The 25,915-nt window shown below is 69.5% G+C and carries 24 protein-coding genes; 20 read left to right on the forward strand and 4 right to left on the reverse strand.

The features are described from left to right. Positions 1–14: 14 nt before the first annotated feature. From WMJ97_RS01935 to WMJ97_RS01945, 3 genes are all read left to right on the forward strand, one after another. Positions 15–2,483: a DNA translocase FtsK 4TM domain-containing protein gene (locus WMJ97_RS01935; RefSeq protein ID WP_347347272.1), complete on the forward strand. Its 2,469-nt coding sequence runs from the start codon at positions 15–17 to the stop codon at positions 2,481–2,483. Positions 2,484–2,500: 17 nt separating this feature from the next. After that, complete coding sequence (locus tag WMJ97_RS01940; RefSeq protein WP_347347273.1) at positions 2,501–2,611, forward strand: LPXTG cell wall anchor domain-containing protein; 111 nt, start codon at positions 2,501–2,503, stop codon at positions 2,609–2,611. A 344-nt stretch (positions 2,612–2,955) separates the two neighbouring features. Beyond that, on the forward strand, positions 2,956–4,080 hold the full coding sequence (locus WMJ97_RS01945; RefSeq protein ID WP_347347274.1) for an acyltransferase: 1,125 nt from the start codon (positions 2,956–2,958) through the stop codon (positions 4,078–4,080). Here WMJ97_RS01945 and WMJ97_RS01950 read toward each other — a convergent pair. Together WMJ97_RS01950 and WMJ97_RS01955 are read right to left on the reverse strand one after the other, a co-directional pair. Continuing rightward, the gene (locus WMJ97_RS01950) at positions 4,014–4,949 is read right to left on the reverse strand and encodes an alpha/beta hydrolase (protein WP_347347275.1); all 936 of its coding nucleotides are present in this window, start codon (positions 4,947–4,949) and stop codon (positions 4,014–4,016) included. The genes WMJ97_RS01945 and WMJ97_RS01950 overlap by 67 nt on opposite strands. Continuing rightward, positions 4,950–6,164, reverse strand: a complete 1,215-nt coding sequence (locus WMJ97_RS01955; protein ID WP_347347276.1) for a pyridoxal phosphate-dependent aminotransferase — start codon at positions 6,162–6,164, stop codon at positions 4,950–4,952. A gap of 54 nt (positions 6,165–6,218) precedes the next feature. Between WMJ97_RS01955 and rimO the strand changes: the two genes are divergently transcribed. The 8 genes from rimO (at position 6,219) to miaB (ending at position 12,848) form a co-directional block, all read left to right on the forward strand. Then, positions 6,219–7,676 carry a 30S ribosomal protein S12 methylthiotransferase RimO gene (gene rimO / locus WMJ97_RS01960; RefSeq protein ID WP_347347277.1) on the forward strand — a complete coding sequence of 486 codons (1,458 nt, stop codon included), beginning with the start codon at positions 6,219–6,221 and terminating at the stop codon, positions 7,674–7,676. After that, on the forward strand, positions 7,676–8,374 hold the full coding sequence (gene pgsA / locus WMJ97_RS01965; protein ID WP_347347278.1) for a CDP-diacylglycerol--glycerol-3-phosphate 3-phosphatidyltransferase: 699 nt from the start codon (positions 7,676–7,678) through the stop codon (positions 8,372–8,374). Before rimO ends, pgsA begins: the two co-directional genes overlap by 1 nt. Beyond that, positions 8,371–8,874, forward strand: a complete 504-nt coding sequence (locus tag WMJ97_RS01970; protein WP_347347279.1) for a CinA family protein — start codon at positions 8,371–8,373, stop codon at positions 8,872–8,874. Before pgsA ends, WMJ97_RS01970 begins: the two co-directional genes overlap by 4 nt. A gap of 164 nt (positions 8,875–9,038) precedes the next feature. After that, positions 9,039–9,326: a helix-turn-helix transcriptional regulator gene (locus WMJ97_RS01975; protein ID WP_347347343.1), complete on the forward strand. Its 288-nt coding sequence runs from the start codon at positions 9,039–9,041 to the stop codon at positions 9,324–9,326. A 3-nt stretch (positions 9,327–9,329) separates the two neighbouring features. Continuing rightward, positions 9,330–9,524: a DUF3046 domain-containing protein gene (locus WMJ97_RS01980; protein ID WP_347347280.1), complete on the forward strand. Its 195-nt coding sequence runs from the start codon at positions 9,330–9,332 to the stop codon at positions 9,522–9,524. Between the two features lie 216 nt (positions 9,525–9,740). Next, a complete protein-coding gene (gene recA / locus WMJ97_RS01985) occupies positions 9,741–10,817 on the forward strand; it encodes a recombinase RecA (RefSeq protein WP_347347281.1) in 1,077 nt (358 codons plus the stop codon). A 3-nt stretch (positions 10,818–10,820) separates the two neighbouring features. Then, positions 10,821–11,360 carry a regulatory protein RecX gene (locus WMJ97_RS01990; RefSeq protein WP_347347282.1) on the forward strand — a complete coding sequence of 180 codons (540 nt, stop codon included), beginning with the start codon at positions 10,821–10,823 and terminating at the stop codon, positions 11,358–11,360. Positions 11,361–11,390: 30 nt separating this feature from the next. Beyond that, a complete protein-coding gene (gene miaB / locus WMJ97_RS01995) occupies positions 11,391–12,848 on the forward strand; it encodes a tRNA (N6-isopentenyl adenosine(37)-C2)-methylthiotransferase MiaB (RefSeq protein WP_347347283.1) in 1,458 nt (485 codons plus the stop codon). A 63-nt stretch (positions 12,849–12,911) separates the two neighbouring features. Here the strand turns inward: miaB and WMJ97_RS02000 are convergent, their stop codons facing one another. Further along, positions 12,912–13,112 carry an antitoxin gene (locus tag WMJ97_RS02000; RefSeq protein ID WP_347347284.1) on the reverse strand — a complete coding sequence of 67 codons (201 nt, stop codon included), beginning with the start codon at positions 13,110–13,112 and terminating at the stop codon, positions 12,912–12,914. A 94-nt stretch (positions 13,113–13,206) separates the two neighbouring features. Here WMJ97_RS02000 and miaA point away from each other — a divergent pair, with 94 nt between their 5' ends. From miaA to WMJ97_RS02025, 5 genes are all read left to right on the forward strand, one after another. Further along, positions 13,207–14,142 (forward strand): tRNA (adenosine(37)-N6)-dimethylallyltransferase MiaA, encoded by a 936-nt coding sequence (miaA, locus tag WMJ97_RS02005; protein ID WP_347347285.1) that lies wholly within the window; start codon positions 13,207–13,209, stop codon positions 14,140–14,142. 72 nt (positions 14,143–14,214) lie between these two features. Continuing rightward, positions 14,215–15,057 carry a diaminopimelate epimerase gene (gene dapF / locus WMJ97_RS02010; RefSeq protein WP_347347286.1) on the forward strand — a complete coding sequence of 281 codons (843 nt, stop codon included), beginning with the start codon at positions 14,215–14,217 and terminating at the stop codon, positions 15,055–15,057. Then, positions 15,058–16,467 carry a GTPase HflX gene (hflX, locus tag WMJ97_RS02015; protein WP_347347287.1) on the forward strand — a complete coding sequence of 470 codons (1,410 nt, stop codon included), beginning with the start codon at positions 15,058–15,060 and terminating at the stop codon, positions 16,465–16,467. Continuing rightward, a complete protein-coding gene (locus WMJ97_RS02020; protein ID WP_347347288.1) occupies positions 16,464–16,922 on the forward strand; it encodes a DUF952 domain-containing protein in 459 nt (152 codons plus the stop codon). Before hflX ends, WMJ97_RS02020 begins: the two co-directional genes overlap by 4 nt. 303 nt (positions 16,923–17,225) lie before the next feature. Further along, entirely contained in the window at positions 17,226–19,166 is a 1,941-nt protein-coding gene (locus WMJ97_RS02025; RefSeq protein ID WP_347347344.1) for an ATP-dependent DNA helicase, read from the forward strand. Positions 19,167–19,169: 3 nt separating this feature from the next. On the opposite strand, the gene lexA is transcribed toward WMJ97_RS02025, so the two are convergent. Further along, entirely contained in the window at positions 19,170–19,991 is an 822-nt protein-coding gene (gene lexA / locus WMJ97_RS02030) for a transcriptional repressor LexA (protein WP_347347289.1), read from the reverse strand. A 434-nt stretch (positions 19,992–20,425) separates the two neighbouring features. Here lexA and WMJ97_RS02035 point away from each other — a divergent pair, with 434 nt between their 5' ends. The 4 genes from WMJ97_RS02035 (at position 20,426) to WMJ97_RS02050 (ending at position 25,911) form a co-directional block, all read left to right on the forward strand. After that, positions 20,426–20,617: a hypothetical protein gene (locus tag WMJ97_RS02035; RefSeq protein ID WP_347347290.1), complete on the forward strand. Its 192-nt coding sequence runs from the start codon at positions 20,426–20,428 to the stop codon at positions 20,615–20,617. Between the two features lie 308 nt (positions 20,618–20,925). Next, positions 20,926–21,435 (forward strand): transcriptional regulator NrdR, encoded by a 510-nt coding sequence (nrdR, locus tag WMJ97_RS02040; protein WP_347347291.1) that lies wholly within the window; start codon positions 20,926–20,928, stop codon positions 21,433–21,435. Between the two features lie 35 nt (positions 21,436–21,470). Beyond that, positions 21,471–24,332 (forward strand): vitamin B12-dependent ribonucleotide reductase, encoded by a 2,862-nt coding sequence (locus WMJ97_RS02045; protein WP_347347292.1) that lies wholly within the window; start codon positions 21,471–21,473, stop codon positions 24,330–24,332. Positions 24,333–25,551: 1,219 nt separating this feature from the next. Beyond that, a complete protein-coding gene (locus WMJ97_RS02050; RefSeq protein WP_347347293.1) occupies positions 25,552–25,911 on the forward strand; it encodes a metalloregulator ArsR/SmtB family transcription factor in 360 nt (119 codons plus the stop codon). Positions 25,912–25,915 lie beyond the last annotated feature (4 nt).

Genomic DNA, 25,915 nt, shown 5'->3' on the forward strand with positions numbered 1-25,915 from the left:
GTTAGTCTGGGGCCATGGCGACCCGCGCGTCTTCCCCCACGCGGAGCCGAGGCACCTCGAGCCGCAGCAGCGGTTCGGGCAGGGCCTCGTCCTCGCGTGCAGCCGGAAGCAAGAAGAAGTCCACGTCGCGCTCCCGCTCGTCCTCGAGCGGTCTGGGCGCGCTGTTCGGCGGCCTCGGCCGCGCGTGCGCGGCCCTGTGGCGAGCGCTCGCGTTCGTGGTGGGCCGTGCGGTGCGCGGGCTGGGTCGCACCGCCCGCGACCTCGACCCGGCGCTGCGCCGCGACGGCGCGGGCCTCGCCCTGATCGCGACGGCGATCGTCGTGATGGCGGCCTTCTGGTTCCAGCTTCCCGGCCCGGCCGGAGTCTGGCTGCGCACCCTCGTGGCCACGGTCTTCGGCGCGTTCAGCTACGCGCTGCCGCTCGCCGCGCTCGGCATGGCCTGGCGCACGCTGCGCGACCCCGAGGCGAACGGCCCGGCGGGGCGTCAGGTCGTGGGGTGGACCGGTTTCCTGCTCGGGCTGTTGGGCCTGGTGAACATCTCCCGCGGCATGCCGTCGCCGCACACGCCCGAGCTGATGCGCGACGCGGGCGGCGTCCTGGGGTTCATCTCGTCGAGCTTCCTCGTCGACCTGCTCACCGTGTGGGTCGCGGCCCCGCTGCTGGCGCTGCTGATGCTGTTCGGGGTGCTGGTAATCCTGGGCATCCCGCTGCACCAGCTGCCCATCATGGCCGGGCGGGTGCGCGCGGCGATGGCGTCGGTGGCCCCGGCGAAGCATCCGGAGTTGGAGTACGGCGTCGACCAGGCCTACGACAGCCCCCTGGCCGTCGAGTCGCACGTCGCCGACGACGAGCCGACCGTCGACGTGTACGACCACGACGCCGTGGAGTCCGCGAAGACCGTGACCGCCGGCAAACCGCCGGCGAAGGCGTCCGAGGTGGAGGTCGCGGCGCCGAAGGACGTCCAGCCGCCCGAGCACAGCCAGGCGCCCCTGCGCGCCGAGCAGCTCACGCTCTCGGGCGACGTCGCCTACGTGCTGCCGGAGGCGTCCACCCTGAAGCCGGGCACCGCGCCCAAGGCGCGGTCGGAGGCGTCCGATGCGGTCGTGGGCCGGCTGGACGAGGTGTTCCGCCAGTTCGACATCGACGCGACCGTGACCGGCTACACGCGCGGCCCGACGGTCACGCGCTACGAGGTCGAGCTCGGCACGGCCGTGAAGGTCGAGAAGGTGACCGCGCTCGGCAAGAACATCGCCTACGCGGTGGCGTCGGCGGACGTCCGGATTCTCAGCCCGATCCCCGGCAAGTCGGCGATCGGCATCGAGATCCCGAACAGCGACAAGGAGATCGTCAGCCTCGGCGACGTGCTGCGCAGCAACCGCGCCCGCAACGACCACCACCCGCTGACGGTCGGCCTGGGCAAGGATGTGGAGGGCGGCTACGTCATCGCGAACATGGCGAAGATGCCGCACCTGCTGGTCGCCGGCGCCACGGGGTCGGGCAAGTCGAGCTTCGTGAACTCCCTCATCACGTCGGTGATGATGCGGGCGACGCCCGACGAGGTGCGCCTCATGCTCGTGGACCCGAAGCGGGTCGAGCTGACGCACTACGAGGGCATCCCGCACCTGGTGACGCCCATCATCACGAGCCCGAAGAAGGCGGCCGAGGCGCTGCAGTGGGTCTGCCGCGAGATGGACGCCCGGTACGACGACTTGGCCGCCTTCGGGTTCCGGCACATCGACGACTTCAACAAGGCGGTCGGCGCCGGGCAGGTGCAGCTTCCCCCGGGGTCGGAGCGCGTGCTCGCGCCCTACCCGTACCTCATGGTGATCGTCGACGAGCTCGCCGATCTCATGATGGTGGCCCCGCGCGACGTGGAGGACTCGATCGTCCGCATCACGCAGCTCGCCCGCGCCGCCGGCATCCACCTGGTGCTCGCGACGCAGCGTCCGTCGACCGACGTGGTGACGGGCCTCATCAAGGCCAACGTGCCGAGCCGGCTGGCGTTCGCGACGTCGTCCATGACCGACAGCCGCGTCATCCTCGACCAGCCGGGCGCCGAGAAGCTCGTCGGCCAGGGCGACGGGCTGTTCCTGCCGATGGGGGCGTCCAAGCCCATGCGCGTGCAGGGGGCCTGGGTCACGGAGAACGAGATCCGGCAGGTCGTGAAGCACGTCAGCGCCCAGATGGCCCCGCAATTCCGCGAGGACGTGGCGGCCCCGCAGGAGTCGACGAAGGTGGCCGAGGACATCGGGGACGACCTCGACCTCGTCCTGGAGGCCGCGCAACTCGTCGTGAACCTGCAGCTCGGCTCGACGTCGATGCTCCAGCGGAAGTTGAGGGTTGGCTTCGCGAAGGCCGGACGCCTCATGGACATCCTGGAGACCCGCGGCGTGGTCGGGCCCTCGGAGGGGTCGAAGCCCCGCGAGGTGCTGGTGAAGCCCGACGATCTCGACGAGGTGCTGGGCAACCTGCGGGAGGGCTGAGGGCCCTCGGGGCGCTCGTGGGCCCCGTGCGGCACGCGGGCGCGGGGAGCATGCTGCCCGGCCTCATCGGCCTCCTCGCGGCCGCGGCCGGGGCCGTGATCCTGCTGGCCCGTCGCCGCGGGGAGTGAGGCGCGCGACGCCCGTCCCGGGACGCCTGTCCCGCGATGTCGTGGCTAGCCGGAGGCACATGCCCGGCGAGTTGCCCGGGATTACCCCTAGCCGGACCCTGGTCTTCGGCAACCACAGCCCGAGCACAGGCGGTTGAAAAGCGAATCTTCTAGAATAGACACATCCAGAGAACAGAGAAGACGACCCCCGATCGAAAGCTCTTGTTGTGACTGCAATCCTCGACCGACCATCCGCTCCGGTCAGTTCCGCGCCCTCGGGGGCAGCGGCTCCGGCCGGCACTGGGCCCGCGACGCTCTCACCGGCATCCGTCAGGGAGACCGCGCCCGCCGTCGATGCGGCAGCCGTGTCCGTTCCGAGCCCCACCTCGAAGGGGCGCCTCGCCTGGCTCGACCTCGCGCGCGGGCTCGTCGTGCTGGCCGTGGTGCTCATGCACGTGGGCATCTACCAGTACCTGCCCCTCACCGAAGGTCTCGAGAGCCGCGCACCGCTCTTCTGGACGAACGTGAGCCTGGTCCTCGAGGCCGTCCGCATGCCGGCGCTGCTCGTGATCTCGGGCTGGCTGGCGTCCTCGGCGATTTCGAAGGGCCTCTTCTCGCACAAGGTCCGCCACCGCCTCCTGGCGAACAGCTACCTGTACGTCGTCTGGCTGGCGATCTACGCGGCCATCACCGTCCTGCTGGACGCCCGCGACGTCGCCCAGGCCGTCGCGCCCGAGCAGTTCCTGGGGCAACTGCTCGTGCCGTACAGCACGTTGTGGTTCCTCGCCGGGCTGGTCTGGTACACCGCCTTCTTCGCCGCGACGCGCAAGCTGGACTGGCGCATCGTCCTCGCGGTCTCGTTCGCGATCAGCGCGACGGCCAGCCTGACGCTGTCCACGTCGCTCGGCCTGTGGGTCAAGATCCCGCAGCTGCTGTTCTTCTTCGGGCTCGGCCTGTACGGACGCTCGCTGTGGAAGTCCGTGGCCTCCACGCCCTGGCGCTCGCTGCTCATCGGGGGAGCGGTGACCGGCGTCGGCGTGGCCGTCCACGACCTGTCCGGGGAGGCCGCCTGGGGCTACCCGTTCTCGGTCATGGCGTCGATCGGGGGCGTCGTGACGGTCTTCTCGCTCGCCGCGCTGCTCGCGGCGTCCGGCGCCCTGTGGACGCGGCCGCTCGTCTGGGTCGGCCGGCACACCGTGTCGATCTACGTGCTGCACTACCCGGCGCTGATGGCGCTCACCGTGATCCCGGAGGGGCCGCTGTACGAATGGCCGCGCGTGCTGCTGGAGACCCGCGCCGGCCTGTGGCTCTACCCGCTCATCTTCACCGCGCTCATCGTCGCCGCGAGCCTGCTGGTCGAGGGTCTCGCCCGCGCCCTGCGCTTCACCTGGCTGTTCGAGTTGCCCAAGCCGCGTTTCGTGCCTCAGCTGATGGCGTCCTGGCAGGAGAGGAAGTCGACGAGGCGGGCCCGCAAGGTCCTGTCCGTGTAGAACAGCCGGTCGGCGTGGCCGGCCGTGACCAACTGGATTTCGACCGGCTTCTCCACCGCCCGCAGCGCGTCGTAGAGGCGCAGCGACTGGGTGTCCGGCACGACGCAGTCCCGCGTGCCGTGAAACAGTAGGATCGGCACGTCCGGCGCCGAATCGACATACGTGATCGGGCTGCCGAGGGTCGCGAGCGGTTTGGCGTCCCCCTCGGGGTCGCCGCCGACGAGTTGGCCCTCCCTGGTTCGTTCAGGACGCCGCGGGCGCGGCCCGCAGCCCTCCTTGACACGGTCGTCGAAGATGCGCACCAGGTCGGACACCCCGAAGTAGCTGACGACCGCCCGGACGTCGCTCGGCACCCCCGTGACGCCCACGTCGCCTTCGAGCTCCGGGCGGTTCGACGTCATCCCGACCATCTCGGCGAGCTGCCCGCCGGCGGAGTCACCCATGGCGACGAAGCGGCGGGCGTCCAGATTCAGGCGCCGCGCGTTGGCGCGCAGGTATCGCACCGCGGCCTTCACATCGTAGAGCTGAGCGGGGAACCGGGCCTCCTTGACGAAGCGGTACCGGACGCTGGCCACCGCGTAGCCCTGCGCGTACAGCGTGCGCCGCAGGTCGCCGTAACCGCCGCGCGAGCCGAGCCGCATCGCCTTGTCGCCGAAGGCCCACGCCCCGCCGTGGATGAACACGACCAGGGGATACGGCCCCCGTCCCGCCGGGAGGTACAGGTCGAGCCGATGAGCCGGGTTGGTGTCGCTCGCGTAGGCGATGTCGAGAAGCTGAGGACGCGGGGGCGCCTCCGACGACGGTGTGCATCCGGCGGCCAGGAGGCACAGGGCCACCCCGACCGCCAGCAGCGAACGCCGCCCGGACACTTACCGCTTCGTGGCCAGGAACGACGAGATGCGCCCGATCGCCTCGGTCAGCATCTCGGTGTTCGGCAGCGTGACGAGCCGGAAGTGATCGGGCGCGAACCAGTTGAAACCGGTGCCGTGCGTCACGAGGATCTTCTTGGCGCGCAGCATCTCGATGACGAACGCCTGGTCGTCCTGGATCGGGTACACCTCGGGGTCGAGCCTTGGGAACACGTACAGCGCCCCGTGCGGCTCCACGCACGACACCCCGGGGATCTCGTTCAGCAGCCGCCACGCCAGCTTGCTCTGGTCGTAGAACCGGCCGCCGGGCACCACGTACTCGTTGATGCTCTGGTAGCCGCCGAGCGCGGTCTGGATGGTGTGCTGCGCCGGAACGTTCGCGCACATGCGCATGTTCGCGAGCAGCGTGAGACCCTCCAGAAAGTCGGACGCCACGTGCTTCGGCCCGCTGATCGCGACCCAGCCGGCCCGGTAGCCGCAGATGCGGTACGCCTTCGACAGGCCGCTGAAGGTGAGGCACATCACGTCGTCGCCGGTGAAGGCCGCGGTGTGGAGGTGCTGGTAGCCGTCGAAGATGATCTTTTCGTAGATCTCGTCCGACATCAGGATCAGGTCGTGGCGGCGGGCGATGTCCACCAGGCCCCGCACGGTCGGCTCGTCATAGACCGCGCCGGTCGGGTTGTTCGGGTTGATGATGACCAGGGCCCGCGTCCGGTCGGTGATCTTGGCCTCGATGTCGGCGAGATCGGGGTTCCAGGCGTTCTCCTCGTCGCACACGTAGTGCACGGGATGGCCGCCGGACAGGGACACCGCGCCGGTCCACAACGGGTAGTCGGGCGCGGGCACGAGCACCTCGTCGCCGTTGTTGATGAGGGCCTGCAGCACCAGGGTGATGAGCTCGCTGACGCCGTTGCCGATGAAGATGTCCTCGACGTCGATGTTCTTCAGGCCGTGGCTCTGGTAGTACTGCGAGACCGCCGTCCGGGCCGAATAGATGCCGCGGCTGTCGGAGTAGCCCTCGGCGTCCGGCAGGTGGTGGATCATGCTGGCGACGATGGCCTCGGGGGCCTCGAAGCCGAAGGGGGCGGGGTTGCCGATGTTCAGCTTGAGGATTTTGTGCCCCTCGGCCTCGAGGCGCTGGGCCTCGACGAGGATGGGCCCGCGGACGTCGTAGCGGACGTCGCGGAGTTTTTCGCTCTGCATGATCGGACGCACCCGGCGATTCTTCCACAACGATGGCCGAGGGCCGCGCTCCGGTAGCGTGGCGTCGTGACAGAACCGACGAGCGTCCACGTGGTCTCCCTGGGGTGCGCGCGCAACGAGGTGGATTCCTCCGAGCTCGCGGGCCGGCTCGAGGCCGGCGGGTTCCGGCTGGTCGACGAGCCCGCCGACGCCGAGGCGATCGTGGTCAACACGTGCGGCTTCATCGAGAGCGCGAAGAAGGACTCGATCGACACCATCCTCGCGGCCTCCGACCTCAAGGAGTCGGGGCGGACGCGGCGGGTCGTCGCCGTCGGTTGCCTGGCCGAGCGCTACGGGCGTGAGCTCGCCGACTCGCTGCCGGAGGCGGACGCCGTCCTCGGCTTCGACGACTACGCCGGCATCGACGACCGGCTTCGCGCCATCATGGCGGGGGAGCACCTGCCGGCCCACACACCGCACGACCGGCGCAGACTGCTCCCACTCGCGCCCGCGTCCCGGCAGGACGCCGCGGCTCGCGTCGCCATCCCCGGGCTCAGCGCGGGGTCGGGTGCGCCGGCTGGCCCGGACCTGCCGTCCGGGCTGGCCCCGGCGTCCGGTCCGCGACCCGTGCGCAGGCGCCTGGGCGGGGGGCCGTCCGCGCCCCTGAAGATCGCCGCCGGCTGCGATCGCCGCTGCGCGTTCTGCGCGATCCCGTCGTTCCGCGGGTCGTTCGTGTCCCGGCCCGTCGACGAGATCGTCGAGGAGGCGCGCTGGCTCGTCGACCAGGGCGTCCGGGAGGCGTTCCTGGTCTCGGAGAACTCGTCCTCCTACGGCAAGGATCTCGGGGATCCGACTGCGCTCGAGCGGCTGCTCGAGCGCCTGGACGCCGTCCCCGGCCTCGAGTGGGTGCGGGTCTCCTACCTGCAGCCGGCCGAGCTGCGGCCGTCCGTGATCGACGCCATGACGTCCCTGGAGAGCGTCGTGCCCTACTTCGACCTGTCGTTCCAGCACGCGTCCGGGCCGGTCCTGCGGCGCATGCGCCGCTACGGGGACGCCGAGCAGTTCCTCACCCTCCTGGAGTCCATCCGCGCGCGTGCGCCGCGGGCGGGCGTCCGCAGCAACGTGATCGTCGGCTTCCCGGGCGAGACAGATGCCGACGTCGACATCCTCGCCGAGTTCGTCTCGGCCGCCCGACTGGACGCCCTCGGCGTCTTCGCCTATTCCGACGAGGAGGGCACCGAGGCCGTCGGCCTGGGCGACCACGTGCCGCCCGAGGTGATCGAGGAGCGGTACGAGCGCCTCAGCGATCTCGCCGCCGAGCTCACCGACCAGCGCGCGGAGGACCGGGTCGGGGAGCGCGTCCGGGTGCTGATCGAGGGGCGCGACGGCGACGACGCGGTCGGCCGGGCCGAGCATCAGGGCCCCGAGGTGGACGGGGCCACCTCGCTGCAGGATTCGGGGGACGATCTGGTCGCGGGCCAGCTCGTCTGGGGTAGGGTCATCTCCACACAGGGTGTCGACCTCGTCGCTGTCAAGGAGGCCTGATGTCGTCTTCCGCCACGTCCGGGCAGAGCGCGTCCAACGCGCCCAAGAAGAGGCGGTTCTCCGCCGATTCCGTGAAGAAGTGGGCGAGCAGCAAGAACTGGGCGGGCAACGCGAACGGGCCGAGCAACCTGAACGTTCCGAACGCGCTGACCGCGCTGCGGCTCGTGCTCGTGCCGGTGTTCGCGTGGCTGCTGCTGGCGTTCCCGGCCGACCCCGCGATGCGGTGGTGGGCGACCGTCGTCTTCCTCCTCGCCATCGCCACCGACGCGGTCGACGGGCGCATCGCGCGCAAGTACAACCTGGTGACGAACTTCGGCAAGCTGTGGGATCCGATCGCCGACAAGGCCCTCACCGGCATGGCGTTCATCGGCCTGAGCATCCTCGCCGAGCTGCCGTGGTGGATCACGATCGTGATCCTGGTGCGCGAGTTGGGGATCACCGCGCTGCGCTGGGCGATCATCAAGTACGGCGTGATGGCGGCGAACCGGGGCGGCAAGCTCAAGACCGTGACGCAGTCGGTCGCGCTCGCGATGTTCCTGCCGGGCCTGCAGTTCATGCCTGGCTGGTGGGCCGTGATCGCCTGGATCGTGATGATCGCGGCCTTCGTTCTGACGGTGCTGACGGGCCTCGACTACCTGAGGGAGGCGCAGAACCTCCGCCGGAACTACCTGGCCGCACACCCTGAGGAGGATTTGTGAGCGCGCTCGACGTCGCCACCAAAGTCGTCAAGACCCTCACGAGCCGCGACCTGTCGCTAAGCACGGCCGAGTCGCTGACCGGCGGTTTGCTGGGCGCGGCGGTCACCGAGGTGCCGGGGGCGTCCAAGGTGTACCTGGGCGGCATCGTCGCCTACGACACGCGCATGAAGCCGCGGCTGCTGGAGGTCGACCCCGACGACATCGCCGCGCACTCGGTGGTCAGCCCCGAGATCGCGACCGACATGGCGAGCGGCGTGCAGGGGCGCACGGGGTCCGACTGGGCGATCGGCGTCACGGGCGTCGCCGGGCCCGACCCCCAGGAGGGGCACGACCCCGGCGAGGTCTGGGTGTGCGTGCTCGGGCCCCAGATCGCGTCGCTGCCGCGGTTCAACGTCACTCATCGCTACCAGTTCGAGGGCGATCGCTCGGCGATCCGGGAGGCGACGGTCCAGGCCGCGCTCGAGCTCCTGATGCAGGGCATCTCGCCGGGGGACGCCTGAGGCGGAGGCCGGGCTCCGGTACCCCGTCCCGAGAAGAACGACCCCCCGCGTCCGTGGAGAAGGCCGGCCCGGGAGGGAATGAGAGGCCCCCCGTCCGGCGTTGATCCTCAGTGCGAAGCTGACCTGAGGGTCGCTAGAGTCGAGGCATGAAAGCGGAGGTTCACGTGAAGCCAGTCCTGATGCGCGAGCTGCTGGGCACCACGCTGCGTGAGTTCCGCATGGCCGCGGCGATGACGCTGCGCGAGGTCAGTTCGGTCGCCCGGGTCAGCCTGGGGTATCTCTCCGAGGTCGAGCGCGGGCAGAAGGAGGCGTCCAGCGAGCTGCTGAACGCGATCTGTGGTGCGCTCGACGTGTCGCTCGCCGACGTGCTTCGCCGCGTCAGCGACAAGGTCGACGCGCTGGAGAAGGTCACGCCGCTGCCGGTCGCGAACGCCCGCGCCACCGCCGCCTGAGCGATGCGCGAGGTCGAGTTCTGGCGTCGCATGAACCATGCGCTGGGGGACGCCTACGCGCGCTCCTGGGCGGAGCAGACCCACCTGGAGGCCCTGGAGGGTCAGACCGTCGCGGCGGCGCTCGAGGTCGGCGTCCCGGCGAAAGACGTGTGGCGCGCGGTGTGGGAGGCGTTGGAGCTGCCCGCGCGCGAGCGCTGAGGACGCCGCGGGCGTCCGGGGGAACCTGGGCGGGGCGCGCGGCGTGTCGGTTGGTGTTCGAACAGGTGTTCGGTAGCCTCGGTGCCGCGGGATTGACCGAGCGTCGGAATCCACAGGTGCGAAGCCGCTGAAAATTTGTCGGTGGGCGTCCCTACTGTGGAAAGCGAGGCGGGAATCACCGCTCCACGACGCACTGTGAGTGAAGGGGACGAAGACATGGCGGTAGCCGACCGCGAGAAGGCGCTGGAAGCAGCGCTCGCGCAGATCGAGAAGTCGCACGGCAAGGGGTCCGTCATGCGGCTGGGTGACCGCACGGCGCAGCCGATCGAGGTCATCCCGACGGGGTCCATCGCGCTCGACATCGCGCTCGGCATCGGCGGCCTGCCGCGGGGCCGGGTGGTCGAGATCTACGGCCCCGAGTCGAGCGGTAAGACCACGGTGGCCCTGCACGCGATCGCGAACGCTCAGGCCGAGGGCGGCATCTGCGCGTTCATCGATGCCGAGCACGCGCTCGATCCCGAGTACGCGGGCAAGCTGGGGGTCGACACCGACGCCCTGCTGGTCAGCCAGCCCGACAACGGCGAGCAGGCGCTCGAGATCGCCGACATGCTGGTGCGTTCGGGGGCGTTGGCGCTCATCGTGATCGACTCGGTGGCCGCGCTGACGCCGCGGGCCGAGATCGAGGGCGAGATGGGCGACTCGCACGTCGGCCTGCAGGCCCGCCTCATGAGCCAGGCGCTGCGCAAGATGACCGGCGCGCTCTCCGGTGCCGGTACGACGGCGATCTTCATCAACCAGTTGCGCGAGAAGATCGGCGTGATGTTCGGCTCACCCGAGACCACGACGGGCGGCCGCGCGTTGAAGTTCTACTCGTCGGTGCGCCTCGATGTGCGCCGCATCGAGACGCTGAAGGATGGCAGCGAGATGGTGGGCAACCGCACGCGCGTGAAGGTCGTGAAGAACAAGGTGGCCCCGCCGTTCAAGCAGGCCGAGTTCGACATCCTGTACGGGCAGGGCATCAGCCGCGAGGGCAGCTTGATCGACCTGGGGGTCGACGCGGGCGTGATCCGCAAGGCGGGCGCATGGTTCACCTACGACTCCGATCAACTCGGCCAAGGTAAAGAGAACGCGCGTAACTACCTCAAGAAGAACCCCGAGGTGGCGCGCGAGATCGAGCAGCGCATCAAGGTCGCGATGGGGCTCGGCCCCAAGGCCGACGAGGGCTCCGCGAAGGGGGCCGCCGGCGGGGTGCCTGACGGAGTCGATCCCGAAACTGGCGAGGTGGTGTTCTAACCCGTGGCGGGCCGCCGTCGATACGGTCGAGAAGAGCCGGGCGGGGTCGGCGATCAGCCGGCCGCCGACCCCGTCGCGTTCGCGCGCGAGATCGTCCTGAGGCAGCTCGACGCCAAGGCACGCACGCGTGCCGAGCTCGTCGAGGCCCTCGCCAAGCGCGGGGTGCCCGACGAGGCTGCCGCCGAGGTGCTCGACCGGTTCACCGAACTCGGGCTGATCGACGACGGTGCGTACGCCGAGCTGTGGGTCGAGGGTCAGCAGCGGCGGATGCGGTCGCGGCGCGTGCTGCGGCAAGAGCTGCGACGCAAGGGCGTCGAGGCGGAGGTGGTCGACGAGGCGCTCCAGCAGGTGGGCGAAGAGGAGGATTACGAGGCGGCTTTGGCCTTCGGGCGCAAGAAGGCGGCGTCCCTGACGAAGCTGGAGGGCCCGGTCCGGTACCGGCGGCTGGTCGGGGCCCTCGCCCGGCGGGGTTTCTCCTCGTCAGTGGCCCATCGGGTGTACCGCGAGGTGCTCGGCGAGCTGCCCGAGGCGGGGGAGGCGTGAGGTCGGCGTCCGGGTAGCATGTGGGCCGTTATGATTGCGACCACGACAGACCAGCGCACGTACGAGGTCATCACGTACGGCTGCCAGATGAACGTCCACGACTCCGAGCGCATCTCCGGGCTTCTTGAAGACGCCGGGTACGCGCGGGTCGCCGAGGGCGCCGAGGCCGACGTGGTCGTGTTCAACACGTGCGCGGTCCGGGAGAACGCCGACAACCGGCTGTACGGCAACCTGGGGCACCTGCGTCCGGTGAAGCTCGGTCGTCCGGGCATGCAGATCGCGGTCGGCGGCTGCATGGCGCAGAAGGATCAGGATGTGATCTTGTCTCGCGCGCCGTGGGTCGACGTGGTGTTCGGCACCCACAACATCGGATCCCTGCCGGTGCTGCTGGAGAGGGCACGCGTCGAGCAAGAGTCGCAGATCGAGATCGAAGAGGCGCTGACCCGGTTCCCGTCCACACTGCCGACCCGGCGCGACTCGGCGTATTCGGCGTGGGTCTCCATCAGCGTGGGGTGCAACAACACCTGCACGTTCTGCATCGTGCCGTCGCTGCGCGGTAAAGAACAGGATCGGCGTCCGGGCGACGTGCTCGCCGAGATCGAGGCGCTGGTCGCGCAGGGGGTGCAGGAGGTCACGCTGCTGGGCCAGAACGTGAACAGCTACGGGGTGGAGTTCGGCGACCGGTTGGCGTTCGGCAAGCTGCTGCGCGCGTGCGGCGACATCGAGGGCCTGGAGCGAGTGCGGTTCACGTCACCCCACCCCGCGGCCTTCACCGACGACGTGATCGCGGCGATGGCCGAGACCCCGAATGTGATGCCCAGCCTGCATATGCCGTTGCAGTCGGGGTCCGACCGCGTGCTGCGGGAGATGCGGCGCTCCTATCGCAGCCGCAAGTTCCTGGGCATCCTCGAGCGGGTGCGTGAGGCGATGCCCGACGCGGCGATCACCACCGACATCATCGTCGGCTTCCCCGGGGAGACCGATGACGACTTCGAAGAGACGATGGAGGTGGTGCGCCAGGCGCGTTTCTCGGCCGCGTTCACCTTCCAGTACTCGATCCGTCCCGGGACCCCGGCGGCCACCATGGCGGGCCAGGTGCCGAAGCAGGTCGTGCAGCAACGCTACGAGCGGCTGGTCGACCTCGTGGGCGAGGTCGCGTGGCAGGAGAACCAGCGGCTCGTCGGCGAGACCGTCGAGGTGCTGTTCGCCGACGGCGAGGGCCGCAAAGATTCCGCAACCCATCGTGTGTCCGGCCGGGCGCGTGACAACCGGCTCGTGCACGTGGGCGTCCCCGAGGGCGTCGAGGCGCCGCGTCCGGGAGATATCGCGGACGTCCGCATCACCTACGCCGCCCCGCATCACCTGAACGCCGACGACGGCTGGACCGGGCTGCGACGTACCCGCGGCGGCGATGCCTGGGCGGCGCGGCAGGCGTCCTCGACCCCGCCGCGGGGCGTCGCGTTGGGGCTCCCCGTCCGGCGGGCCTAGCCGCGACCGCAAGCAGCGAGGGCCGCCCCCGGGTGGGGGCGGCCCTCGTCCGCGGGAGCGGCCTTACTGCTGCGGCGGCTCGGCGGGGGCGCCGCCCGCCTCGTCGCCCAGCTGGGCGTCGGCCGCCTGCTGAGCCTGGTCGACCTGGTCGGCGAACTTGCCGCCGGTGCGCTGGTCGACGGCGTCGCCGACCTTCTCGATGCCCTGATCGGTCTCGGCTTCGTGGCCCCGCGAAAGATCCTTGGCCTGATCGAAGATCCCCATTGCTGGTTCCTTTCTCCATCGGTTACCGGGAGTTCCGGCCACGCCCCTGTATACCCAAGCCCGCGCGACGATCGAAAGGGTGGGCTGCGGCACAATGGCGCTTGTGACCGAACCGATACTGGCACTCAACGGGCCGACGGCTAGCGGGAAGAGTTCGCTGGCCGTCCGCGTCGCCCTGTTGTTGCGCCACCGGGGAGCGGCCGCGGAGGTCGTGAACGTCGACTCGATGCTCGTCTACCGGGGCATGGATATCGGGACGGCCAAGCCGACGTCGACTGAGCGCGCGGGCGTCCCGCACCACCTCATCGACATCCTCGACGTCCGGCAGAAGGCGTCTGTCGCCGAGCTACAAACGCTCGCGCGCGACGCCATCGCGGACTGTCGGGGCCGCGGAGTCCTGCCGATCGTCGTCGGCGGGTCCGCCCTCTACATGCGCGCCGTGCTCGACCGCTTCGAGTTCCCGGGCACCGATCCCGCGGTCCGCGCGCGGTGGGAAGCCGAGCTCGAGCGCCTCGGGTCCGTGGGGCTCCACGCCGAGCTGCGGTCGCGGTCACCCGAGGCTGCCGACCAGATCCAGCCGGGCAACGGCCGCAGGATCGTCCGGGCGCTCGAGGTGATCGAGCTCACCGGTAGCTTCGCGCCCCAGCTGCCCGCCTGGACCTACGCGCTCGACGGCGTGACCCAATGGGGCCTCGACCTTCCCCGAGACGAGCTCGACGCCCGCATCGACGCCCGAGTCGACGCGATGTGGGCGGCGGGCTTCGTCGACGAGGTGCGCGGGCTCGCCGACCGAGGTCTGCGGGAGGGGCGTACGGCGTCCCGGGCCCTGGGCTACCGCCAGATCTTGCAGTACCTGGACGGACACCTGACCGAGGAGGAGGCCCGCGAGGCCACCAAGCGCGGCACCCGTCGCTTCGCCCGCAAGCAACTCGGGTGGTTCCGGCGGGACGCGCGGATCCGGTGGCGCCCGAGCGGGGCGTCGGGGGTCGCCGAAGAGATCGTGGACAGCCTGACCCGCGGGGGCGGCTGACGGGGCCTCGCCCGCCGAGGCGCGACGGGTGCGGGCCCCGCTCCCTTGGAGGGCTGTGGGAGAATGACCGTCATGCTTTCTTTCGCGAAGGGTCACGGCACGCTGAACGACTTCGTGCTGCTGGTCGACCGCGACAACGAGCGGGGGCTCACCGACGACGAGGTGCGGTTCCTGTGCGATCGGCGCGCCGGCATCGGTGGCGATGGGCTGCTGCGCGTCGTGCGGGCGCACCACGTGCCCGAGTGGAGGGGCGACCCCGACCTCTGGTTCATGGACTACCGCAACGCCGACGGCTCGATCGCCGAGATGTGCGGCAACGGCGTCCGGGTGTTCTGCACCTATCTCAAGCAGCAAGGGCTCGTGCGGGCCTCCGCGACGTCCGTCGACGTCGCCACCCGCGCTGGCCTGCGCCGGGGAGAGTACCTGCCCGACGGGCAGATTCGCGTGTGGATGGGCCGCCCCTCGGTCGCGGACGCCGACGTTCCCGTCGGCGTCGGTGCGCGCGAATACGCCGCCCGCCCGGTGGACGTGGGCAACCCGCACGCCGTCGCCCTGGTGGAGGCCGGCGTCCTCGACGACCTCGATCTGGAGCACGAGCCGAGCTTCCCCCACGACGTGTTTCCGCGCGGGGTCAATCGAGAGTTCGTCGAACACGTCGCCTCCGACGTGCTGCGGATGCGCGTTTTCGAGCGTGGCGTGGGCGAGACCCTCTCGTGCGGCACCGGCACGGTCGCGGTCGCGGCTGCGGCGGCCCGCGCATCGGGGGCGACGGAGGCGTCCTACGAGGTGCGCGTCAGGGGAGGCGTGGTGCGCGTCGACCTGGCACACGGTGAGGCGTGGCTGACCGGCCCGGCGGTGATCGTGGCCCACGGCGAGGTCTCCCTGCCCACGACGAGGCGGAAGGATGAGGCCTGAATGACTGCCGTGCCCGAACGGGATCACGACCCCGACACGACCGACTACGACGGCGACCAGCTTGAGCTGGAGGAACGTCTCTCGCTGCGGCGCGTCGCCGGCATGTCGACGCAGTTGGCCGATGTCAGCGAGGTCGAGTACCGCGAGCTGCAACTGGAGCGGGTGGTGCTCGTCGGTGTCTGGACCGCCGGCTCCCAGGAGGACGCCGACAACTCGATGGCCGAACTGAAGCTGTTGGCCGAAACCGCGGGCTCTGAGGTGCTCGAGGCGCTCGTGCAGCGGCGCACCCACCCAGACCCGGCGACCTTCATCGGCCGCGGCAAGGTGGATGAGCTGCATGAGGTGGTCGTCGCGACGGGCGCGGACACCGTCATCGCCGACGGCGAGTTGGACCCGGCCCAGTTGCGCAACCTGGAGGATCGGCTGCAGGTCAAGGTGATCGACCGCACCGCCCTCATCTTGGACATCTTCGCTCAGCACGCCCGGAGCGTGGAGGGCAAGGCCCAGGTCGAGCTCGCGCAGTTGCAGTACCTGCGGCAGCGCCTGCGCGGTTGGGGTGGCAACCTGTCCCGGCAGGCCGGCGGCCGGGCGGCCGGAGGCGCTGGGATCGGCGGTCGTGGGCCCGGTGAGACGAAGATCGAGACGGATCGCCGCCGGATCAAGACGCGCATTTCGATCTTGCGCAAGAAGCTGCGCGAGCTGGACGGGGTGCGCGACACCAAGCGTCAGGAACGGCGCCGCCATCAGGTGCCCTCCGTCGCCATCGTCGGGTACACCAACGCCGGGAAGTCGTCGTTGCTCAATCGGCTCACCGGGGCCGGCGTGCTGGTGGAGGACGCCCTCTTCGCGACGCTCGACCCGACGACGCGACGCACGCAGACCGCCGACGGGCGCGTCTTCACCCTCACCGACACCGTCGGGTTCGTGCGGCACCTGCCCCACGACCTCGTCGAGGCGTTCCGCTCCACGCTGGAGGAGTCCACCGAGGCCGATCTGCTCGTGCACGTGGTGGACGCCTCCGACCCCGACCCGGCCGGCCAGATCCGTGCGGTGCGCGACGTGCTGGCCGAGATCGGGGCGGGAAGCATCAGCGAGCAACTCGTCTTCAACAAGATCGACCTCGCGACGCCGGAAACGTTGACCACGCTGCGCACCTTGGACCCGCGTGCCGTCTTCACATCGGCACGCACCGGTGCCGGGGTGGAGGACCTGCGCGCACGCGTCGAGGAGCGGCTGCCGCGCCCCGAGGTCGAGGTGCGCGCGCTCGTGCCGTACGCCCGCCATGACCTGATCGACAAGATCCACCGGGCCGGGGAGTTTCTCACCACCGAACACACCGCCGAGGGCACCCGCGTCGTCGTCCGCGTGCACCCCGATCTCGCGGGCGAGCTTGAGGAGTACGCCGAATGACCGACCCCGCGGCGTTGCTGCCGCTGTGGCACCTCGCGCACGCGGCCGAGTGGGACGCCGCCAAAGCCTCCGGCGAATACCGCACGAGCACGCGCGGCCGGACGCTGGAGGAGGAGGGCTTCATCCACTGCAGCTACCCCCACCAGGTGGGCGGCGTGGCCACCGCGTTCTATGGCGACGACCCCGAGCCGCTCGTGGTGCTCGAGTTGGATCGGGACGTCCTGGCGGCTCACGGCACGCGCGTACGCGTCGAGGCCGTCGAGGGCGGCCAGCGCTTCCCTCATCTGTTCGGGCCGATCCCGGTGGACGCGGTCCGAGAGGTGCGGGCTGCCACGATGGTGGACGGACGCCTCGTGCTGGGGGACGCCGAACCCGCCAGGCCCCCGCTCGCGGAGGAACTGCACGAGGTGCTCGCCGAGCTGGCCTCCGACCCGGACCCGGACGGCCAGGACTGACTTCGTCGTCGGGCCGCCCTGAGGAAGGCCCCATCGTGGAAGTCCGGGTAGGACGAGGTCGGCGCAGCGCGGTGGTCATCGGTTTCTCCTTTCCTCTCCCACGATGGGCCGCTGCCCGCCGATCGGCGCAGTGCGAGTGTTGTCCGGATGTTGGCGACCGGAGCGCTTTCCAGTCCCCTCGACCCAGGACGCGGCCGAGCGCTGGTGCGGGTGAAGTACCGTGTCCCGGTGACGAAGACCGAAGCGATCCTGGGCGCCGCCGTCGAGGCCATCGGGGGCGCACCACGCGACGGTCAGCGAGCGATGGCGGAGGCCATTTCGACGGCCTTTGAGCGAGGCGACCATCTGCTCGTCCAGGCGGGCACAGGCACGGGCAAGTCCCTCGGCTATCTCGCGCCCGCCCTCGCCCACCTGGCCGAGAACCCCCAGAGCCGGGTCGTCGTCGCGACCGCGACGCTGGCGCTCCAGGCGCAGTTGGCGAACAGCGACATTCCGGCCGCGGTGAAGGCCGCGTCGACGGTGACCGGGCGCACGATCACGAGCGCGGTGCTCAAAGGGCGGTCCAACTACGTGTGCCTGCTTCGGGCCCGCGAGGGTCAGGACGGCGGCCAGTCGACCCTTCTCGGCGGGGGCGAACTCGCGGAACGGCTGCGGGAGAGTGCGGCCGACGCGACGTCCGTGTTGGGCGCCGAGGTCGTTGCGTTGCGCGAGTGGGCCGAGGAGGAGGCGTCCGACGGCGGTCTTGCCGACCGCGACGACGCGCCCACCCACACGCCGGCCGCATGGGCCCAGGTCTCCGTGCCGGTGCGCGAGTGCCTGGGCGCCGCCCAGTGCCCCTTCGGCGCGGAGTGTTTCGTCGAGCGCTCACGCGATATCGCCCGCGTCTCCCAGCTGGTCGTCACCAACCATGCGCTGCTCGCCATCGACGCGATGCACGGCGGGACGGCGTTGCCCGAGCACGATCTGCTGGTGATCGACGAGGCCCACGAACTGGTGTCCCGTGTGACAGGCGCGGCCTCGCACGAGTTGAGCCCGCAGCAGGTGGAGCGGGTCGCGAAGCGTTGCCTGCCGTGGCTCGACGACGATCTGGGGCTGGAGTTCCTGGAGACGGCCGACACACTGCGGAGCGCGTTGGACGCCGCGCCCGTCGAGCGCGTCACCGACCCCGACGGTGAGCTGGCGCTGACGTTGCAGCTGATTCGCGAAGTCAGCCGGCGGGCCGTGTCGGCGCTGGGCGGGGGCGACGACGACTCCGACAAGAAGCAGGCGTCCGCGGCGGCGAAGGAGGTTCTCGACGTCGCCGACCAGATGGCGTCCATGAAGCCGACGGATGTCGTCTGGGTGAGCGAGCGGGAGCGGTTCGGTCGATGGCTCGTGGTCGCTCCGCTCGATGTGGCGTTGCTGATGCGGGACAAGATCTTCGCCGAGACCCCCGCGGTGCTGACGTCGGCGACGCTGAAGCTGGGCGGTGAGTTCGAGACCGTGGCCAGGTCGGTGGGCCTGTGGCGCGACGAACGTCTGGACGGACGCGATGACGAACCGGACGAGGACGCCGTGGGCTGGCGCGCTCTCGACGTCGGGTCGCCTTTCGACTACTCCAGCCAGGGCATCCTCTACGTCGCCCGGCACCTGCCGCCGCCCGGTCGGGACGGCATCGGCGCCGAGGCGCTGGCGGAGGTGGCCGAGCTGTTGTGGGCGGCCGACGGGCGCACTCTCGGCCTGTTCGCCTCCCAGCGCAACGCGGAGGCGGCGGCCCGCCACTGTCGGGAGGAACTGCCCGACAAGACGATCCTCTGCCAGGGGGATGCGCAGTTGTCGGAGTTGACGCGGCGCTTCATCGCCGACCCGCAGGCCAGCCTCTTCGGCACCCTCTCGCTGTGGCAGGGGGTGGACGTCCCTGGCGACACGTGTCAGCTCGTCATCATCGACAAGATCCCGTTCCCGCGCCCCGACGAACCGCTGCTGCAGGCACGCCAGCGTGCGGTGGCGGAGGCGGGCGGGAACGGCTTCATGGCCGTGGCCGCGGCGCACGCAGCGCTGCTGCTAGCGCAGGGCTCCGGACGCCTGATCCGCAGAACGACGGACCGCGGCGTGGTCGCGGTGCTCGACCCGCGGCTGCGGACGGCCCGCTACGGCGGATACCTGCGATCCTCCATGCCTCCCTTCTGGTCGACGACCGATCGGGAGGTGGCGGTCGCCGCGCTGCGCCGGCTGGCACAGGCGGCGTCCGCCCAAACCGGCTAGCGGTCAGAGCCGGCGGAGAACCGCCGTCACCTTGCCGAGGATGGCGGCATCACTGCCGTCGATGGGTTCGTAGGCGGGGTTGTGCGGCAGGAGCCACACGCCGTCGCCGGTCTTCTTGAACGTCTTCACGGTCGCCTCGTCGTCGATGAGCGCCGCGACGACATCGCCATTGATCGCGGTGGGCTGCTGCCGGACGACCACGTAGTCGCCGTCGCAGATGGCCGCCTCGATCATCGAATCGCCTTTGACCTCGAGCAGGAACAAGGTGCCCTCCCCGACGATCTCGCGGGGAAGGGGGAACACGTCTTCGATGCGCTGTTCGGCCAGGATCGGGACGCCGGCCGCGATGCGGCCGACAACCGGGACGGCCACCGCGTTCCCGGTGGCGGTGAAGGTCTCGGTCTCGTCGACGACGGGTTCGTTCGCCTGCGCATCGGGGGACGCCTCGCCAGGCATGCTCACCATCAGCGCCCGCGGGCGCTTCGGGTCGCGGTGCAGGAAGCCCTTCGCCTCCAGGGCGCGCAGCTGGTGGCTGACGCTGCTGGGGGACGCCAACCCCACGGCTTCCCCCATCTCACGGATCGTGGGCGGGTAGCCCCGCCTGTCGATCGACTCTTTGATCATGGACAGGATCATGCGTTGCCGCAGCGTCAGCCCGTAGGCATCGGCGGGACCGTCGGGAAACGCGCTGACGCGCCCGAGCTTCTTCACGACCTTGCCGAGCTCCTCAAGATCGGCGTCACGCGGACGCCCCCGCCGCTCCTGCGGCGGGATGACCTTGCGCGGACGGCCGCGCTGCTTCTTAGGGGTGTTGTCGGTGCCCATGGCCCCAGCGTAGGGAATCGAACACGCCGATTTCAAACATCTGTTCGACGTGTCGCGCCGTCGGCTGCCGACCGCTGCGAAAAAAGTGTCAGACCCGCGTGGTGAAGTGTCGGTCGTGGTCGAGATCCCTCGAACACGCGAGCGATTGGGTGTTGCATCCGATCGATCGTTCGATAATATTGTCGAACAGACGTTCGACTCGCTTGGAGGTTGTCATGACTGCTCCGTTCATCGATCAGGTGCCGGCTTCGCCCGTGAAGCCTCGCCGGCGAGCCGAGCGCGCGACGCACGTCGGCCCCGTGGCGCAGGGTCCCTCGGCGCGGCGGCCGGGGTCGGAGGCGTGGTGCCACGTTCCGGGTCCGGTTCGTTCGTGCGTGGCCCCGAGTGGTCGGGTCGCGCCGTCCATGACCGGTGCGGCGCGCCCGGCTGCTGTGGTGCGTCATCGTTATGAGTGGACTGTGCGGGGCCTCGCCGTGCTGGTGGGGGCTGTCGCCGCAGTCCTGGGCATCCTCACGACCACGGTGCTGATCGCCTTCTTCTCGGTCAGCAACGCGCCTGTCACTACAGCGGCCCCCGCGCAGCCGATGGTGGCCGCGGGCCCGGTGCTGCCCGACGCGCGTTCCTGACGGGTGGCTCGCGAGCCTGTCGGCGCTCGGCGCGGGGCACCGTGAGGAGTAGGCTGCCAGCCGGTCCGCCGACCGGCGACGGCTGTCGCGAAAGTGAAATTTCACTTCCAGGCTGGACGCGGCGTGTCACCTGATCGTGGGGTTGCGTCGGCCTCCCCTCGTGCCTAACCTACTACATGTAGTAGTTACACCGATGTGCTTTGCCCACAGGTTGTGGTTGCAGATGCACACCTCATATACAAGTCGTCCACAGGGCCGTCCACAGCGAGGGCGCCGGGCGACGGCACGTCAGGGAGGGAGGGCCGCCGATGCATTGTCCGTACTGTCGGCACCACGACTCCCGTGTGCTCGATTCCCGGGTCGCCGAAGACGGCAGCAGCATCCGCCGTCGGCGCGAGTGCCGCTCGTGCGCCCGCCGTTTCACGACGTTGGAGCAGATGCAGCTCGTCGTGGTGAAGCGCAGCGGTGTTGTCGAGCCGTTCTCACGCGAGAAGGTCATCGGGGGCGTGCGCAAGGCGTGCAAGGGCCGTCCGGTGACGGAGGCCGAGTTGGCCAAGCTCGGGCAGCGGGTGGAGGAAACGTTGCGGGCGAGCGGGCAGGCCGAGGTGCCGACCGACGAGGTGGGGGTCGCGATCCTCGGCCCCCTCAAAGAGCTCGACGCGGTCGCCTACCTCAGGTTCGCATCGGTGTACCAGCACTACGAGTCCGTCGACGACTTCGAGGCGGAGATCCGCCGCCTTCGCGAGATGGTCGCCGAGGCAGAAGCCAAAGAGAAGAAGGCGGAGGCCGAGTTGGCCGACGCCGACCAACTGTTTTGATGTCAACCCCACGGAAGAAGCGGAAAGGGTTCCCCATGACCGAGACCAAGCAGTCGGCGCGCAGGTCGTCGAGCAAGCCCCAGGGGCTCACGATCGAGCGCGTGTTCTCGACGGAGGGGTTGCATCCCTACGACGAGGTCACGTGGGAGCAGCGCGACGTGGTCCAGACAAACTGGAAGACGGGAGAGACCGTCTTCGAGCAACGCGGGGTGGAGTTCCCTGACTTCTGGAGTCTGAACGCATCCACCATCGTCACCACCAAGTACTTCCGCGGCGCCGTCGGCACCCCGAAGCGGGAGGCGTCGCTCAAGACGATCATCGACCGCGTGGTGTCCAAGTACCGGGCGACGGGCGAGGAGTGCGGCTACTTCGCCACGCCGGCGGACGCCGAGATCTTCGAGCAGGAGCTCACCTGGATGCTGCTGCACCAGTACTTCAGCTTCAACTCCCCGGTGTGGTTCAACGTCGGCACGCTCAGCCCGCAGCAGGTGTCGGCCTGCTTCATCCTCAGCGTCGACGACTCGATGGATTCCATCTTGAACTGGTACAAGGAGGAGGGCTTCATCTTCAAGGGCGGCTCCGGCGCCGGCCTGAACCTCTCCCGCATCCGCTCGAGCAAAGAGCTGCTGAGCTCCGGTGGCACGGCGTCCGGCCCCGTCAGCTTCATGCGCGGCGCCGACGCATCCGCGGGCACGATCAAGTCGGGGGGCGCGACGCGCCGGGCGGCCAAGATGGTCGTGCTCGACGTCGATCACCCCGACATCGAGGAGTTCGTCGAGACGAAGGCCCGCGAGGAGGACAAGATCCGCGCGCTGCGCGACGCGGGCTTCGACATGGATCTGGGCGGCGCCGACATCGTGTCGGTGCAGTACCAGAACGCGAACAACTCGGTGCGGGTGTCGGATGAGTTCATGACCGCGGTGGAGAACGGGGACCGCTTCGGGCTGCGGGCGCGCATGACCGGCGAGGTGATCGACGAGGTCGACGCGCGCGAGTTGTTCGGCAAGATCGCGAAGGCGGCGTGGGAGTGCGCCGACCCGGGCGTGCAGTACGACGACACGATCAACGCCTGGCATACGAACCCCGAGACCGGGCGCATCACGGCGTCCAACCCGTGCTCGGAATACATGAGCCTCGACAACAGCTCGTGCAACCTGGCCAGCCTGAACCTGCTGAAGTTCCTGCGCGATGACGACACGTTCGACGCGCAGACGTTCGTCAAGGCCGTCGAGCTGATCATCACGGCGATGGATATCTCGATCTGCTTCGCCGATTTCCCGACCGAGGCGATCGGGGAGACGACCCGCAACTTCCGGCAGCTCGGCATCGGCTACGCCAACCTCGGTGCCCTGCTGATGGCGATGGGCCGCGGCTACGACTCCGAGGGCGGGCGGTCGCTGGCGGCGTCCATCACGTCGCTGATGACCGGCACGTCGTACCGTCGTTCCGCGGAGCTCGCCGGCATCGTCGGCCCGTACAACGGGTATGCGCGCAACGCGTCGGCCCACCAGAAGGTGATGCGGAAGCATCAGGCGGCCAATGACGATCTGCGCATCGTCGAGCGTGCCGACCAGCCCATCCACGAGTTGGCCACCGAGCAGTGGGCCAAGGTCATCGAGGTGGGCGCGAAGGACGGGTTCCGCAACGCGCAGGCGTCCGTGCTGGCGCCGACGGGCACGATCGGCTTCATGATGGACTGCGACACGACCGGCGTGGAGCCCGACTTCTCGCTGGTGAAGTTCAAGAAGCTCGTGGGCGGCGGCTCGATGCAGATCGTGAACCAGACGATCCCGCGGGCGCTGCGCAGGCTGGGCTACGCGCAGGACGCGGTCGATGGCATCGTGGCGTACATCGCCGAGCACGGGCACGTCGTCGGCGCCCCCGGGCTGGCGAAGGAGCACTACGAGATCTTCGACACGGCGATGGGGCAGCGGGCCATCCAGCCGATGGGTCACGTGCGCATGATGGCTGCGGTGCAGCCGTTCCTGTCGGGCGCGATCAGCAAGACGGTGAACCTGCCGGAGTCGGCGACCGTCGAGGAGATCGCGGACGTCTACATGCAGGGCTGGAAGCTCGGGCTGAAGGCGCTCGCGGTCTACCGCGACAACTGCAAGGTGGGTCAGCCGTTGTCCGACGGCAAGAAGAAGGCCGAGGAGGCGAAGGCGTCGGCCGAGCCCGAGGTCCGCATCGAGTACCGGCCGCGGCGCCAGCGCCTGCCGAAGCAGCGGCTGTCGCGCACCACGTCGTTCACGGTGGGCGGCGCCGAGGGGTACATGACGTCCAGCGAGTACGAGGACGGACGCCTCGGTGAGTTGTTCCTGAAGCTCGGCAAGCAGGGTTCGACGCTGGCCGGCGTGATGGACGCCTTCTCGATCGCCATCAGCATCGCGCTGCAGTACGGCGTGCCGCTGGAGACGTACGTGCAGAAGTTCACCAACCTGAAGTTCGAGCCGGCCGGCATGACCGACGACCCGGACCTGCGGATGGCTCAGTCGATCATCGACTACGTGTTCAAGCGGTTGGCGCTCGACTACCTGAGCTTCGACGAGCGCGGCGAGCTGGGCATCTACACCGCCGCCGAGCGGGCCCGGTACGTCGCGACCGGCTCGTACATCTCGGAGGAGGACGAGGCCGAGATGATCGATTCAGAGTCGCTGAAGAACGATGACGTCGACAACCTTCGGTTCGACGAGTCGGGCCCGAATCAGCCGGCACTGGTGGAGGCGCGGCCGATCAGCGAGTCGACGAGCAGCCCGCACACCACGTCGGAGCTCATGGAGAAGGTGACGGGTCTCTCGGTCGACGCCCCGCTGTGCTTCACCTGCGGCACCAAGATGCGGCCTTCGGGTAGCTGCTACGTGTGCGAGGGCTGCGGGTCGACGTCCGGCTGCAGCTAGGCGCGGCGTCCTGGGGAGAAGCCCAGGAGTCGCTCGGCGGCCCCGGCGGGGGGTTCTTCCCCCTCGCCGGGGCCGCTGTGCTGTGTCTGTCCGGCCTCGGCCCGGCATATTCACCGCAGGGGCGGCCACGACCGACGCAAGCGCGCCCGGTGGGCGTCCCGTTGGTGCTGGGCGCGCTCGAGTGTCGCGCTGCAGCGCCGCAGCAGGCGGTGGAGGCGACGAAGGATGGTCCGCATGGAATCACCCCCTCCGCGGGGTCGTCGACGTCGTCGAGGCGTGATGGAGGCGGCGTCCTCGCACGCGAATGTGAGGGCGGTTCGGCGGTGTGGTCCTGCAAAAGGGCGCGTTCGAGCGCCGCGTGGCGGTGCATGCAAAGTCCTTGTGAAACGAGATCAGTCGGGGCAGGCGTCCGGAATGGGCGGCGCGCTCATGAGCGCGTGGTATTCGGGACGGGCGCGGTGATGGCGCACGAAGGCGCAGCCATTACCGGGTGTGGTGACGCAAAGCGGCGGCTCAGCCGGCCGTTGGGGGCCCGGCGATCAACGCAGACGGGCTGGGCCGGAAACGGTCAGGACCGACGCGACGAGCGTGAACGTCATCTGAATCATCGATGCCCCCTTTCCTTCGACGGCCTCAGCGCGCAAAGTGCGCGGTCGAACGCTAGCGAGTCGCGAGGCGCGGTGTCAATCACGCCGGTACGCGGGGAGATGTCGCTGCTTGGGGGAGACGCGCGTCCGTCCGGCTTCCAGCGTCCCGGCGCCCGGGGTGGGCGCGTCGACCTCGCCCCCCAGGGCGGTCCCGTGTGGCCGTTCGGGGGAGTCCGGTGCTCGTGGAGGCCCGCGGATCGGCGCTCGGCGTCCGGATCGTGGGTGGTATTCGAGGCGAACATTCGAATGAGTTTTTACGTTCACTTAACCGGCTTTGTCACCCGCGCGGGGGGCATGATTCGCGCGTCGAGAGCCGGGTGGATGGCGGATGCAGTTGGTAGGTGAACCTTATATTCGGGCAAGCGGCGTAGGCATTTAACGCTCAGGGGTGTGGCGGTTGTCCACCATTAGGGGGACATTATTGGTCACGCATCTCCGGATGGTCGGGCTTTATGGGAGAAGGCAGTGGTGACTAGGCATTTTAAAGACACCCTGTCGCAAACAACGCTGTGGTTCGCGTGCGCGTTGCCGTGAACTTTCTAATATTCAGGTTTCCGATTACGCTTGCTCTCATGATGGGTGTACAGGGACCAGTTGACGCCCCAAGAAAAGAAGAAATGCCGACCAGTGGTGAATGGGAAACAGTCGGGGGACTTTTCCGTTCGCTGGGATCACCTATTCGGGTCGGAATCGTTGTGTTGCTCACCGAGCGCGACCACAGTGTCAACGAGTTGGTCGACGCTCTCGCGGTGTCGCAGCCGCTGGTATCGCAGCACCTCAGGGTGCTGCGCTCCGGCGGAATCGTCATCGGTGAGCGACGCGGCAGGGAGATGATCTACTCCCTGACGGATCCCGAGGTCAGTGACCTCGTGAAGCGGGCCGCACGTCATCGCGGCGTCGGTTCGGACGCGTCTTCGCGCGCCCGTTCCTAGCGAC

The organism is Nigerium sp. (assembly GCF_039811905.1).
Lineage (GTDB): Bacteria > Actinomycetota > Actinomycetes > Propionibacteriales > Propionibacteriaceae > Propioniciclava.

Bases quoted from the DNA above. Each gene is read 5' to 3' on its own strand.
- WMJ97_RS02020 (WP_347347288.1), top strand. From the start codon at position 16,464: ATGACCGACCCCGCGGCGTTGCTGCCGCTGTGGCACCTCGCGCACGCG.
- WMJ97_RS02050 (WP_347347293.1), top strand. From the start codon at position 25,552: ATGATGGGTGTACAGGGACCAGTTGACGCCCCAAGAAAAGAAGAAATG.
- lexA (WP_347347289.1), bottom strand. From the start codon at position 19,991: ATGGGCACCGACAACACCCCTAAGAAGCAGCGCGGCCGTCCGCGCAAG.
- pgsA (WP_347347278.1), top strand. From the start codon at position 7,676: ATGTCGTCTTCCGCCACGTCCGGGCAGAGCGCGTCCAACGCGCCCAAG.
- nrdR (WP_347347291.1), top strand. From the start codon at position 20,926: ATGCATTGTCCGTACTGTCGGCACCACGACTCCCGTGTGCTCGATTCC.
- miaB (WP_347347283.1), top strand. From the start codon at position 11,391: ATGATTGCGACCACGACAGACCAGCGCACGTACGAGGTCATCACGTAC.
- miaA (WP_347347285.1), top strand. From the start codon at position 13,207: ATGGCGCTTGTGACCGAACCGATACTGGCACTCAACGGGCCGACGGCT.
- hflX (WP_347347287.1), top strand. From the start codon at position 15,058: ATGACTGCCGTGCCCGAACGGGATCACGACCCCGACACGACCGACTAC.
- WMJ97_RS02000 (WP_347347284.1), bottom strand. From the start codon at position 13,112: ATGGGGATCTTCGATCAGGCCAAGGATCTTTCGCGGGGCCACGAAGCC.
- WMJ97_RS02025 (WP_347347344.1), top strand. From the start codon at position 17,226: ATGGCGGAGGCCATTTCGACGGCCTTTGAGCGAGGCGACCATCTGCTC.
- WMJ97_RS01935 (WP_347347272.1), top strand. From the start codon at position 15: ATGGCGACCCGCGCGTCTTCCCCCACGCGGAGCCGAGGCACCTCGAGC.
- recA (WP_347347281.1), top strand. From the start codon at position 9,741: ATGGCGGTAGCCGACCGCGAGAAGGCGCTGGAAGCAGCGCTCGCGCAG.
- WMJ97_RS02045 (WP_347347292.1), top strand. From the start codon at position 21,471: ATGACCGAGACCAAGCAGTCGGCGCGCAGGTCGTCGAGCAAGCCCCAG.
- dapF (WP_347347286.1), top strand. From the start codon at position 14,215: ATGCTTTCTTTCGCGAAGGGTCACGGCACGCTGAACGACTTCGTGCTG.
- WMJ97_RS01980 (WP_347347280.1), top strand. From the start codon at position 9,330: ATGCGCGAGGTCGAGTTCTGGCGTCGCATGAACCATGCGCTGGGGGAC.